General features: G+C 46.1%; 13 protein-coding genes. 12 read left to right on the top strand and 1 reads right to left on the bottom strand.

Annotation, left to right across the window (positions count from 1 at the left end; all coding sequences use genetic code 11):
• Positions 1-234 precede the first annotated feature (234 nt).
• From K2G43_RS05595 to K2G43_RS05540, 12 genes are all read left to right on the top strand, one after another.
• The gene (locus K2G43_RS05595; RefSeq protein ID WP_297645518.1) at positions 235-735 is read left to right on the top strand and encodes an HU family DNA-binding protein; all 501 of its coding nucleotides are present in this window, start codon (positions 235-237) and stop codon (positions 733-735) included.
• A gap of 34 nt (positions 736-769) precedes the next feature.
• Positions 770-871, top strand: a complete 102-nt coding sequence (locus tag K2G43_RS05590; protein ID WP_300153424.1) for a smalltalk protein — start codon at positions 770-772, stop codon at positions 869-871.
• Between the two features lie 132 nt (positions 872-1003).
• Positions 1004-3466, top strand: coding sequence for a phenylalanine--tRNA ligase subunit beta (gene pheT, locus K2G43_RS05585; protein WP_300153422.1), 2463 nt, complete (start codon positions 1004-1006; stop codon positions 3464-3466).
• A gap of 129 nt (positions 3467-3595) precedes the next feature.
• Entirely contained in the window at positions 3596-4333 is a 738-nt protein-coding gene (locus tag K2G43_RS05580; RefSeq protein ID WP_300153420.1) for a YebC/PmpR family DNA-binding transcriptional regulator, read from the top strand.
• A complete protein-coding gene (locus K2G43_RS05575) occupies positions 4333-4578 on the top strand; it encodes a TIGR03905 family TSCPD domain-containing protein (protein ID WP_297645617.1) in 246 nt (81 codons plus the stop codon). Before K2G43_RS05580 ends, K2G43_RS05575 begins: the two co-directional genes overlap by 1 nt.
• Before the next feature lie 175 nt (positions 4579-4753).
• Positions 4754-6013 carry an Nramp family divalent metal transporter gene (locus K2G43_RS05570; RefSeq protein ID WP_297645620.1) on the top strand — a complete coding sequence of 420 codons (1260 nt, stop codon included), beginning with the start codon at positions 4754-4756 and terminating at the stop codon, positions 6011-6013.
• A 466-nt stretch (positions 6014-6479) separates the two neighbouring features.
• A complete protein-coding gene (locus tag K2G43_RS05565; protein WP_297645467.1) occupies positions 6480-6944 on the top strand; it encodes a C-GCAxxG-C-C family protein in 465 nt (154 codons plus the stop codon).
• Positions 6945-7095: 151 nt separating this feature from the next.
• Positions 7096-7296, top strand: coding sequence for a winged helix-turn-helix domain-containing protein (locus K2G43_RS05560; protein WP_297645464.1), 201 nt, complete (start codon positions 7096-7098; stop codon positions 7294-7296).
• A gap of 124 nt (positions 7297-7420) precedes the next feature.
• Positions 7421-9202 (top strand): translation elongation factor 4, encoded by a 1782-nt coding sequence (gene lepA, locus K2G43_RS05555; protein ID WP_297645462.1) that lies wholly within the window; start codon positions 7421-7423, stop codon positions 9200-9202.
• A 35-nt stretch (positions 9203-9237) separates the two neighbouring features.
• On the top strand, positions 9238-10554 hold the full coding sequence (nhaA, locus tag K2G43_RS05550) for a Na+/H+ antiporter NhaA (RefSeq protein WP_300153428.1): 1317 nt from the start codon (positions 9238-9240) through the stop codon (positions 10552-10554).
• Positions 10555-10810: 256 nt separating this feature from the next.
• Positions 10811-11179, top strand: coding sequence for a BlaI/MecI/CopY family transcriptional regulator (locus K2G43_RS05545; protein WP_300153416.1), 369 nt, complete (start codon positions 10811-10813; stop codon positions 11177-11179).
• 8 nt (positions 11180-11187) lie between these two features.
• Positions 11188-12882, top strand: a complete 1695-nt coding sequence (locus K2G43_RS05540; RefSeq protein WP_297645568.1) for a M56 family metallopeptidase — start codon at positions 11188-11190, stop codon at positions 12880-12882.
• 71 nt (positions 12883-12953) lie between these two features.
• Here the strand turns inward: K2G43_RS05540 and K2G43_RS05535 are convergent, their stop codons facing one another.
• Positions 12954-13511 (bottom strand): NADH peroxidase, encoded by a 558-nt coding sequence (locus K2G43_RS05535; RefSeq protein WP_300153414.1) that lies wholly within the window; start codon positions 13509-13511, stop codon positions 12954-12956.
• Positions 13512-13525: the final 14 nt, after the last annotated feature.

Raw genomic sequence — 13525 nt, 5'->3', positions numbered from 1 at the left:
GTGAATAACGATATAACTATCATTATAATGATATATAAATGCGGTGATATGGCAGACTTGCGCATTTTTTTTAATCTAATTGTAAATTAGTTGTTTATATAATTTTCTGAGAAAACAGCTCCAGCGGGGTTGTTTTCTTTGTTTATGTGCATATCTATCCGCACCTTTGCAGTGTTGATCAACGAAACGAATAAAATTAATGTTGAACCAAAAATGTAAAAGGAGAAAGAGAGTATGCCTTTATTTTATTATGCAAGACAGTCGTCTTTGGCGACGAAGAAAGGGGAGAAACTTTGGCACCTGAGCCTGAAAAAGGTGGGAAGAGCAGTGGATGTACAACAGTTGGGCGAGATGATTGCCGAAAAGTCTTCGCTGACACCGGGTGATGTGCACAACGTGATTCGCAACTTGATGACGGTGATGCGCAGCCAGTTGTTGAACAGCCGGTCGGTGAGACTGGACGGGTTGGGGACATTCACCATGAAGGCCCGTACGCGAGGCAAAGGGGTGGCGACTCCTGAAGAGGTGAATCCCAATCAAGTGACGGCCTTGCGCTGTCAGTTTACGCCTGAATATACGCGCCCGGCCGCTATCGGCACCACGCGTGCCCTGACTCAGGGAGCGGAGTTCGAAAAGTGGACGGGAATAGTAACGGAAGAGGCGGATGATGCCGATAACGATGGAAACACGGGCGACGGCGACAATGGGGATGCCGGAGATAATCCTTTGGGATAAAACTGCACTTTATTTAATGGAAAAGAGAAAATCTATGAAAAAAAACGTTTTGGATAAAATTTTGAAAGTAGTGATAGCCGTCGCTTCTGCCATATTGGGAGCGTTGGGGGCGAATGCAATGAATGTATTAAAGTAAATTCAGGCAGGAATAGTTGGAAAAGGGAAAAGAATCCATCAAATCAAAGATTTCTTGGATCTTTTCCCTTTTCTACTAGAAAATCTTATTAACTTTGCGGGTCACTTTTGAAAACAATAAAAAAATAACGATATGAATATCTCTTATAATTGGTTGAAAGAGTATGTTGATTTCGACCTGACACCGGATGAAGTCGCTGCGGCATTGACCTCCATCGGATTGGAAACAGGCAGTGTGGAGGAAGTGCAGAGCATCAAAGGCGGACTGGAAGGACTGGTCATCGGCGAGGTGCTGACTTGCGAACCTCATCCGAATTCTGACCACATGCACGTGACGACCGTTAATCTGGGACAGGGCGACCCCGTGCAGATAGTATGCGGCGCTCCGAACGTGGCTGCCGGACAGAAAGTGGTGGTTGCTACGTTGGGTACGAAATTGTATGACGGTGACGAATGTTTTACCATCAAGAAATCGAAACTTCGCGGTGTGGAATCTGTCGGTATGATTTGTGCCGAAGACGAGATTGGTATCGGTACAGACCATGCGGGTATCATTGTGTTGCCTGACACTGCTGTTCCGGGTACGCTTGCCAAAGATTATTATAACATCAAGAGCGACTATGTGCTGGAGGTGGATATCACCCCCAACCGTGCCGATGCTTGCTCGCACTATGGGGTGGCACGTGATTTGTATGCCTACTTGGTACAAAACGGCAAGCAGACCGCTTTGAAGAAACCGTCAGTGGATGCTTTTGCGGTAGAAAACCATGAGTTGGATATCAATGTGACCGTGGAGAACGGCGAGGCGTGTCCCCGGTATGCCGGTGTCACGGTGAGAGGTGTGACGGTGAAGGAGAGTCCGGAGTGGCTGCAGAACAAGTTGCGTCTTATCGGCCTGCGTCCTATTAATAATGTAGTGGATATTACCAACTACATCGTACATGCTTTTGGTCAACCGCTGCACTGCTTCGATGCCGATAAAATTAAAGGTGGTGAAGTGGTGGTGAAGACCCTGCCGGAAGGAACACCGTTCGTGACCCTTGACGGTGTGGAACGCAAGTTGAACGAACGTGACCTGATGATTTGCAACAAAGAAGAGGCTATGTGCATTGCCGGTGTGTTCGGCGGATTGGATTCCGGCTCAACGGAAAACACGAAGGATGTGTTCCTGGAGAGTGCCTATTTCCATCCGACGTGGGTGCGTAAGACCGCCCGTCGCCACGGACTGAACACCGATGCTTCTTTCCGTTTTGAAAGAGGAATTGATCCGAATGGCGCAATCTATTGCCTAAAGCTTGCCGCTTTGATGGTGAAGGAACTTGCCGGAGGTACTATTTCTTCCGAAATAAAAGATGTGTGCGCAGCACCTGCTAAAGACTTCAGGGTGGAACTTTCATACGAGAAGGTGCATGCGCTGATTGGTAAAGTGATTCCTGTGGATGCCATCAAGCGTATCGTGACCAGTCTGGAAATGAAGATTGTGAACGAAACAGCCGAAGGACTGACATTGGATGTTCCTCCTTATCGGGTGGACGTGCAGCGCGATTGCGACGTGATAGAAGATATCTTGCGCATCTATGGATATAATAATGTGGAGATTCCCACTGCACTGAAGTCTTGTCTGACCACAAAGGGCGAATACGATAAATCGAACAAGTTGCAGAATTTGGTTGCCGAACAATTGGTGGGTTGCGGTTTCAATGAGATTTTGAACAATTCGTTGACACGTGCCGCCTATTACGACAACTTGGAATCCTATCCTTCAAAGAATCTGGTGATGTTGATGAATCCGTTGAGTGCGGACTTGAACGCGATGCGTCAGTCGTTGCTGTTCGGTGGATTGGAAAGCATTTCGCACAATGCCAACCGCAAGAATGCCGACTTGAAGTTCTTTGAATATGGCAACTGCTACCGATATGACGAGGAGAGGAAGAATCCCGAAAAACCGCTGGCTGCCTATTCCGAAGAACTCCATCTAGGCTTGTGGGTGACCGGTAAAAAAGTAGCGAATTCGTGGGCACATCCTGATGAAAACAGCACGGTATATGAGTTGAAGGCATACGTGGAGAATATCTTTACCCGTCTGGGCTTGAAGATGCACGATTTGGTTGTCGGCAATCTGACCGATGATATTTATGCTGCCGGACTTTCCGTGCAGACAAGGGGCGGAAAGCGCTTGGCCACTTTCGGTGTAATAACGAAGAAATTGTTGAAGGCTTTTGATATCGACAACGAAGTGTATTATGCCGATTTGAGTTGGAAAGAACTGCTGAAGGCTATCAAGAATGTGAAGATCAGCTATAAGGAAATCTCTAAATTCCCTGCCGTAAAACGTGATTTGGCATTGTTGCTCGACAAGAAAGTGCAGTTTGCCGAGATAGAGAAAATAGCCTACGAAACAGAAAAGAAACTGCTGAAGAACGTAGAGCTGTTTGACGTTTACGAAGGGAAGAACCTGGAAGCTGGAAAGAAGAGCTATGCAGTCAGCTTCCTGTTGCAGGATGAGACTGCGACACTGAATGATAAGCAAATTGACAAAATCATGTCGAAGTTGGTCGCTAACCTGGAGAACAAGCTGGGTGCGAAACTGAGATGAGAAGATTTTTAGATTTCAGATTTATGATTTGCTGTGCGGTGTGAAGGCATACTTCAAATAGTTGAAATCATAAATCTGAAATTTGAAATCATAAATCTAAAATCATAAATCATAAATATTTTAGTTCCAATGGGAAGAGCGTTTGAATATAGAAAAGCTGCCAAATTGAAAAGATGGGGTCACATGGCTAAGACCTTTACGAGACTGGGTAAACAGATTGCTATCGCAGTAAAGGCTGGTGGTCCGGAACCGGAGAACAATCCGACGTTGCGTTCGGTTATCGCTACTTGTAAGCGTGAAAACATGCCGAAGGATAATATTGAACGTGCCATCAAGAATGCGATGGGTAAGGATCAGAGCGACTATAAGAGCATGACATACGAGGGTTACGGTCCTCACGGTGTGGCTGTGTTTGTAGATACGTTGACTGACAACTCTACCCGTACGGTAGCGGATGTGCGTTCTGTTTTCAATAAGTTCGGTGGAAATCTGGGAACCATGGGTTCGTTGGCATTCCTGTTCGACCACAAATGTGTGTTCACTTTCAAGAAGAAAGAAGACACCGATATGGAAGAACTCATTCTTGACTTGATTGATTATGACGTAGAGGAAGACTTTGAAGAGGATGAAGAAGAGGGCACCATCACTATCTATGGTGACCCGAAGAGCTATGCCGCCATTCAGAAACATTTGGAAGAGTGTGGTTTTGAAGATGTCGGCGGTGAGTTCACTTACATCCCTAACGATTTGAAGGACGTAACCCCCGAACAACGCGAAACGATCGACAAGATGGTAGAACGTCTGGAAGAGTTTGATGATGTGCAGACGGTTTATACCAACATGAAACCGGAAGAAAGCGCAGAATAATGACATATACATATAAGACTCAAGGGACATGCAGCACTAACATCGAACTTGATGTGGAAGATGGAATTGTGAAGAAAGTGGCGTTTTGGGGAGGATGTAATGGAAACCTGCAGGGAATCTCTCACCTGGTGAAGGACATGCCGGTGGAAACGGTGCTTGCCCGTCTGGAGGGAATCCGTTGCGGCGGGCGTCCCACTTCCTGTCCCGACCAATTGTGCAAGGCTTTGCACGAGATGGGGTATTAAGGACCTCTTGCAGGGTTTTCTTTTAGAGGCACGGATTGCATGGAATACACGGATTCAAGAAAAGAAAAATCGGTGTAGTCCTGCTATCCGTGCCTGATTTATATCTTTATGTCTTATCTTGAACATAAGGCCGGTTTGATTTGTTGTCAGTGCAAGCAGAAAACAAAGAATCATCATGAAAAATCTTCTGAAAGACTTGAGGCGGCGAGACCACAAGCGTTATTTGGACGGGCTGGATGTTTTCAGGTACATTGGCCCCGGTCTGTTGGTGACGGTGGGTTTTATCGATCCGGGGAACTGGGCTTCCAATTTTGCTGCGGGCTCTGAATTTGGCTATTCGTTGCTGTGGGTGGTGACGCTATCCACTATGATGCTGATTGTGTTGCAGCATAATGTGGCGCATTTGGGCATTGTGACCGGTTTATGTTTGTCTGAAGCGGCTACTAAATATACGCCCTCTTGGGTGTCGAGGCCTATATTGGGTACGGCGGTGCTTGCTTCCATCTCTACGTCGTTAGCGGAGATATTGGGTGGTGCCATTGCTTTGCAGATGCTGTTCGGACTGTCTGTTGCATGGGGTTCCGTGCTGACTACGGTGTTTGTTCTTATCCTGCTGTTCACCAATTCTTATAAGAAGATTGAGCGTGCCATCATTGCGTTTGTGTCGGTCATCGGTCTTTCGTTTATCTATGAGCTGTTTCTGGTGAAGATAGATTGGCCGTTGGCGGCACGGGGATGGGTGACACCTTCGTTCCAGCAGGGAAGCATGCTGATAATAATGAGTGTGCTTGGGGCAGTTGTGATGCCGCACAACCTTTTTCTCCATTCGGAAGTGATACAGAGTCATGAGTATAATAAAAAAGACGATGCCTCCATCCGTAAGGTGCTGAAGTATGAGCTGTTTGATACGCTGTTTTCCATGGTTGTGGGATGGGCTATTAACAGTGCCATGATATTGTTGGCTGCGGCCACCTTCTTTAAGGAGGGGATTCCGGTGGAGGAATTGCAACAGGCGAAATCCTTGCTGGAACCTTTGCTTGGAGGGGGAGCGGCGGCTGTCTTTGCATTGGCGTTGCTGATGGCGGGCATCTCTTCCACCATTACCAGCGGTATGGCGGCAGGTTCTATTTTTGCCGGTATTTTCGGGGAGTCCTATCATATCAAGGATAGTCATTCGCAGGCGGGGGTGATACTTTCGTTGGGAATTGCGCTGCTACTGATATTCTTTATTGGCGACCCCTTCAAGGGACTGCTCATTTCGCAGACGATGCTGAGCATCCAGTTGCCCTTTACGGTGTTCCTGCAAGTGGGGCTTACCTCCTCGCGCAAGGTGATGGGGCAGTATGTGAACAGCAAATGGAGCACATTTGTGCTTTATGCCATCGCAATTGTTGTCACGGTGCTGAATGTGATGTTGCTGGTGTCGGCAGTTTAGTGGTGGGCTGATAATTCCTGAATAATTTCTTACCTGTTGGCAGAATTAAATCAACAAGGAAATAACTTCTGCAATTCCTCTTATTCCCCTGCTTGACAGACACCTGCATCTGTCGTCTCAAACACTTGTGTCTGTCAGCTTGAACACAAGTGTTTGTCATGTTGAACACAAGTGTTTGTCAACTCATTTTTCAATATCTGATAATCAGTGTGTTAAGAAAAGTCGGGGAAGTTGTTTGGCAAATTAATTCCGCCAACGGGTCTTCTTTAAATAAAGTGCCGTGCTCCGTATATGTCTTTTATATGTTTGGTCATGTAAGTATTAATATGTAAATTCGCCGATGAACGTTATTGTAAATCATACAGGATGTCGAAGAAGCATGAGATAAGAAATGTATGTCCGTCCATTGGTTTACTGACAGTATGTCAAAGATATATGAAACTTGAACCGATAAGAAAAACAGAGTATGGAATTGGAAGATAGAGTAGAGAAGGCGGTAGCGCTTTTCAAGAGCGGTTATAATTGTTCCCAATCGGTTGTGGGGGCTTTTGCCGATATGTATGGATTTACGGAAGAACAAGCGTTCCGTATATCGGCGTCTTTTGGCGGAGGCATCGGACGGATGCGCCAGACGTGTGGTGCCGCATGCGGCATGTTTTTGCTGGCGGGATTGGAAAAATGTGCCGTGGAGGGAAGCGACCGTGCAGGAAAGGCTGCAAACTATGCGTTGGTACAGGAGTTGGCGGCTGAGTTTGAGAAAAGAAACGGCTCGATGGTGTGTGCTGAATTATTGGGATTGAAAAAAGCGGAAGGCTCTTCCGTTCCCGAAGCACGGACGGAGCAGTATTATGCCAAACGTCCGTGTGTCCGAATGGTAGAGGAGGCTGCGCGAATATGGGCCGATTATTTGAAAAAGGCACGGCAAGAGTAAGAAAATAGAACTTATTCGGTCTCTTGGATAGAAAAAGATATTTAATAATATGTTGTATAACATAAAATTGCTTATCTTTGCAACGAAATAAAAACGCTGACACCTCCTTTGCTTGGCGGTGGCGGTGACGTTGAACTAAAAGCAAATAGAAATGTTAAAAGAAAAGGCTGGAAAAGTTGCAGGACAGATTTGGAATGCACTGAATGGCACAGATGGCTTGACTCACAAGCAAATTAAGAAAGCGACTAAATTGATTGACAAGGATTTTTTCCTTGGAATGGGCTGGTTGCTGAGAGAGGACAAAATTTCCACTTCTGAGGTAGAAGGCGAATTGTTCGTAAAGCTGAATTAAGCGAGAGATAACTTAGTATGTCATAAAAAGATGCGTTGGTACATGAATATGTTATCAACGCATCTTTTTTATTTGTCCTATTTTCACTATCTTTGCGAACCTAAATAAAAGATTCTGATTAACAATGAATAAGATACGTAATTTTTGCATCATAGCCCATATCGACCATGGTAAATCGACTTTGGCAGACCGCTTATTGGAATTTACCCATACCATACAAGTGACAGAAGGACAGATGTTGGACGATATGGAGCTTGAGAAGGAGAGGGGCATTACCATCAAAAGCCACGCCATACAAATGGAATACACCTATAAAGGTGAGAAATATATCCTGAACCTGATTGATACACCGGGACACGTGGACTTCTCGTACGAAGTGTCGCGTTCCATTGCGGCTTGTGAAGGAGCCTTGCTCATTGTGGATGCGTCGCAGGGTGTGCAGGCACAGACCATTTCCAATCTTTATATGGCTATCGAGCATGACTTGGAGATTATTCCGGTTATCAACAAGTGTGACATGGCGAGTGCCAACCCTGATGAAGTGGAGGATGAGATTGTGGAACTGCTAGGATGCAAGCGTGAGGAAATTATCCGTGCTTCCGGTAAGACGGGTATGGGAGTGGAAGAAATATTGGCGGCGGTCATCGAACGTATTCCCCATCCGGTGGGAGATGAAGAAGCGCCGCTACAAGCATTGATTTTTGACTCTGTATTCAACTCCTTTCGGGGGATTATCGCTTATTTCAAGATTGTGAACGGAGTCATCCGCAAGGGGGATAAGGTGAAATTTTTCAATACGGGTAAGGAGTATGATGCGGACGAGATAGGTGTACTTAAGATGGATATGATACCTCGTCAGGAGTTGCGGACCGGTGATGTAGGGTATATTATTTCAGGCATCAAGACTTCCAGGGAAGTGAAGGTGGGCGACACGATTACGCACATCGCACGTCCTTGTAAGGAGGCTATCGCGGGCTTTGAAGAGGTGAAGCCGATGGTGTTTGCCGGCGTTTACCCCATTGAGGCGGAGGACTTTGAAGATTTGCGTGCTTCGTTGGAGAAACTTCAGTTGAACGATGCTTCACTGACCTTCCAACCAGAATCATCGTTGGCTCTGGGCTTCGGTTTCCGTTGCGGATTCTTGGGATTGCTTCACATGGAGATTGTGCAAGAGCGTCTGGACCGTGAGTTCGATATGAATGTAATTACAACGGTACCCAATGTTTCTTATAATATTTATGATAAACAGGGGAAAATGATAGAGGTGCATAATCCGGGAAGCATGCCTGATCCTACGTTGATAGATCGCATTGAAGAGCCTTATATCCGTGCTTCGGTGATTACCGCCACCGATTACATCGGTCCTATCATGACCCTCTGCTTAGGCAAGCGCGGTGAGTTGGTGAAACAGGAGTATATCTCCGGTAACCGTGTGGAGATATATTATGATATGCCGTTGGGAGAAATCGTTATCGACTTCTATGACAAATTGAAGAGTATCTCCAAAGGATACGCTTCTTTCGACTATCATCCCAATGGTTTCCGTCCTTCCAAACTGGTGAAGCTGGATATTCTGTTGAACGGTGAGCCGGTAGATGCCCTCTCTACATTGACGCATTTCGACAACGCTTATGACTTGGGACGCCGGATGTGTGAGAAGTTGAAGGACCTGATTCCCCGTCAGCAGTTTGAAATCGCTATTCAGGCGGCCATCGGTGCGAAGATTATTGCTCGCGAGACGATTAAGGCGGTCCGTAAGGATGTGACGGCGAAGTGTTATGGTGGTGACGTGAGCCGTAAGCGCAAGTTGCTCGAGAAGCAGAAGCGAGGCAAGAAGCGGATGAAGCAGATTGGTAATGTGGAAGTGCCGCAGAAGGCTTTCTTGGCGGTGCTGAAACTGGATTGACAGTAGTATAAGTATATCTTTAAAAAAATATGATTATGGTTAGATTGCGTTCCGTGAAAAGTTTTGCGTCAGTGAATATCATGGCAAGTGTCCTGTTGTTTCTGACGGCTATTGTGGCTGCCGTGTTGGCCAACTCTCCGTTAGCTCCTATGTATCAGGATTTTCTTGCTCAAGAATTGTATCTGCGCATCGGAGATTTCAATTTGCTCTCTCATGGCGGGCATCCGCTGACGGTGATTGAATTCATTAACGACTGCCTGATGACCATTTTCTTCTTGACGGTGGGATTGGAAATAAAGCGTGAATTGCTGGTGGGTGAGCTTTCTTCGTTCCGCAAGGCGGCTTTGCCTTTCATCGCAGCGTGTGGTGGTATGGTGCTGCCGGTTGTCATTTATTCATTGATTGTGCCTTTCGATTCTCCGGAAGCGAGGGGTATGGCCATTCCGATGGCAACGGATATCGCTTTCTCGTTGGGAGTACTCAGTCTGTTGGGTAAGCGGGTGCCGTTGAGTCTAAAGGTTTTCTTGACAGCATTCGCGGTGGTCGATGACATCGGTGGCATCTTGGTGATTGCCATTTGCTACAGTTCGGAAGTGGCTTACGGTTATCTGATTGCGGCTGCGGCTCTTTATGTTTTCCTCTATTATGCAGGCAAGTGCGGTATGACGCAAAAGATATTCTTCCTTTTCTTCGGATTGATAATTTGGTATTTGTTCCTTCAGTCGGGCATTCATAGCACTATTTCAGGAGTGATACTGGCGTTTGTCATACCGGCTCGTCCGCGTTTGGATGCGGGTAAATATATCAATCGCATCCGTGAGATTATCGGTACTTTCCCAGTCAGCGATTCAGACAAAATCGTATTGTCCAACGATCAGATTGCGACCTTGAAGAAGGTGGAACGCGCGTCCGATTATGTGATCAGTCCCTTGCAGTCATTGGAAGATAATCTGCATGGTACGGTAAACTTCGTCATTCTTCCCTTGTTTGCGTTTGCCAATGCGGGAGTTGTCTTCAGCGGTGGTGGAAACATCATTGGCGATGTCAGCATTGCGGTGGCTGGTGGTTTGCTCGTGGGTAAGTTCTTGGGCATTTATTCTTTTACGTGGCTTTCCATCAAGAGCGGTTTTATCCCGATGCCTATGGGAATGACATGGAAAAACCTTACGGGTATTTCCCTTTTGGGCGGCATCGGGTTTACGGTTTCCTTGTTCATCACCAATCTTTCGTTTGCGGGAGTATATCCGGAGTTGCTGAATCAGGCTAAATTCGGTGTGTTGGTAGGCACTATTGTTGCGGGAGTGTTAGGTTACATCGTGCTGAATGCCGTTTTGCCGAAGGCGAAAGAATAATATGATTTTAGTTTATATAGAAAATTCATGGATGAAGGAGAGGCAGATGTCTCTCCTTTTCTTGTTTAATATGGTTTGGGGTAAATGCAATTGGCTTTCAATCAGGTAAAGCAACTGAATTGTTGCGAAAGGTAGAACTACTAATAAAAATAGTTAAGCTACTTATATTTTTAGTTGAATAACTATTTGTGTTAGTTGTTTGTCTGGAATTAGTTACTATATTTGCGATGTTTTACAAATGAAATGCAATATATTTATGAAAAGATTGACTGCGAAAGAGGAAGAAATCATGCGGGTGTTTTGGCAATACGGGCCCATGTTTGTCCGTGAATTGTTGACCTTTTACAAAGAGCCTAAACCTCACTACAACACTGTCTCTACATTGGTTCGTGGGTTGGAGGAGAAAGGCTTTGTAGGCTATAAAGCATACGGGAATACCTATCAGTATTATGCTTTGGTAACAGAGAAAGCCTACAAACGGTCTGCCCTGAACGATGTGGTGGCACAATACTACGATAATTCGTTTGTAAATGTCGTGTCTTCATTTATTGAGGAAGAAGGTATGCCTTTGGATGAATTGAAGGCATTGATTGCAAAAATAGAGAGTAAGAAAACTGATAAATAGAGGTGGTTATGGGACCTTTGTTGTTTTATTTGCTTAAATCGGCATGCTGTCTGACGATTTTCCATTTTTTGTTCCGGATATTCTTCAGAAGAGACACTTTGTTTCGTGCCAACCGGGTCTTATTGTTGGTGGGGACATGGGTTTGCGTGGTGTTGCCTTTCATAGAGTTGGATGGAGTGGGGAGCGGGTTGTGGCAGCAGCCTGTTTCTGCAGTGAGACATCTATTGGTAGAGGAGGAGCGTGATGATGCTTTGGTTGGCAAGAGCAGTCGCGAAAGGGGAGAAACGGCTTTCTGTATGGAGGTTTCCGACTCACGGCAGATGGCTGAAAAGGAGGCTTATCCTGTTCGGATGACAGGACGTTTCCCTTGGATTGCAGTGCTTGGAATTCTCTATATGGTGGGGGTGGCTTGCCTGCTTCTTTTCTTCTTATTCTCTACTTGGCGGATGTTCGAACTGATTTGGCGCTATCCCCGGCATGATTGTGGCAAATATCAGCTGATTATTTGCCCGGAGAAGATCTCTTCTTTCAGTTGGGGAAAATTCATCGTATTGTCTCAGGAAGATTACGATAACTATGCCGATGAAATCTTGCTGCACGAGCAGATGCACTTATGTTATCGGCATACACTGGATTTGCTGTGGATGGAAGTGCTGCTGGTGGTGCAGTGGTTTAATCCGGCTGTCTGGCTGCTGATGCGCGATTTGCGCGAACTGCACGAATTTGAGGCGGACAACGGCGTACTTACATACGGCATCGATGCAACTCAATATCAACTTTTACTTGTGAAGAAATCTGTTGGCACAAGGCTCTACTCTATGGCGAACGGATTCAATCACAGTAAACTTAAAAATCGTATCAATATGATGTTAAAAAGAAGAACAAACAGTTGGGCACGGTTGAAGGTAATGTTGTTCGTGCCTGTGGCTGCCGGGACGCTGATGGCGTTTGCGCAGCCGGAAGTGAGGGAAACGGTAGCACAGATGGTGAAATCGGAGTGTACAACAATCGGGATGGGAGTGCAAGACTCTATCGGCTATGACGAATGGGAACTGCTGGAACAGTATTTCCAACGGAAGACGGAGGAGGCTTATCCAGGCAAGACGGCCGATTCGTGGGAGTGGGAATCTTTGTGGCAGTTTTTCATTAATTATAAAGACCAACTGATGTTGGGGAATGATAGAGTGCAGGACACGAGGCAGTTACGCTTGCGCTGGGCGGATATTTTGAGAAAGAGATATCGGGAGGCGTTGGAGAAGAATGACAGGTCAAAGTTACCTAAGCTGTGTGTCCGTTATGACAATGGTTCCACAGTGTTTGCGGTTCGTTCGTCTCTTCGGGTAATCAAGGAGGCATACGAGCAGGTGCATGCTGAAATCCGTGCGCAGTATGGTGATGCGGCTCCAGATAGTTTGTTGCCGATAGCGGTTTATAAAAAAGTACCTCGTATTTATAAGAATCAGGCAAAATACCGTACTCCATCGGATGTGCCTTTGCCCATAGAAGTCACTTTTCTCCGTTCCGATGGCAAGCAGCTTTCTGAAACGTTGAAGAATCTGACGCTGGATGAATTGACTCAGGCGGTCATACGCTATAAAGGCAAGTCGCAGAATATGACTATTTCTATAAAGGCAGATGACAATGTCAAGATGGCGGTGATGAATGGTGCGAAGGAAATCATTCGGGAGATTTATTCAGAGTAGTCAAAATGACAAAGAGGGTGCTTCAAAATTCTCTTGAAGCACCCTCTCTTTGATTTTATGGAACTATCCGATTACTTCTTGAAGTAGCGGTTGTACAAACCTTCAAAACCTTTTCCGTGACGGGCCTCGTCCTTAGCCATTTCGTGAACTGTATCGTGGATGGCATCCAGATTCAGTGCTTTGGCACGTGTAGCGATGCGTTTCTTGTCTTCGCATGCGCCTGATTCGGCGTTCATTCTCTTTTCGAGGTTGGTCTTGGTGTCCCATACGCAGTCGCCCAGCAGTTCGGCGAACTTGGAAGCGTGTTCTGCCTCTTCCCACGCATAGCGCTTGAAGGCTTCGGCTACTTCAGGATAGCCTTCACGGTCAGCCTGACGACTCATTGCCAAATACATGCCGACTTCGGTACATTCGCCCATGAAGTGGTTGTTCAGGTCTTTAATCATTTCATCGTCGCAACCTTTGGCTACGCCGATAACGTGCTCATCAGCGAATACCAGCGGACCGCCTTCGGCAGTTTCTTCCACTTCAACGAATTTGCTTGCCGGAGCTTTACACAACGGACACTTTTCAGGAGCTGCGTCTCCTTCATGTACATAACCGCAGACTGTGCATCTAAACTTTTTCATTTTTTTCAGATTTT

It is taken from the genome of Bacteroides sp., from assembly GCF_029057325.1.
Taxonomy (GTDB): domain Bacteria; phylum Bacteroidota; class Bacteroidia; order Bacteroidales; family Bacteroidaceae; genus Bacteroides.
Note: the sequence above shows the minus strand (reverse complement) of the source record. Positions and strands in the feature narration are given on the sequence as shown.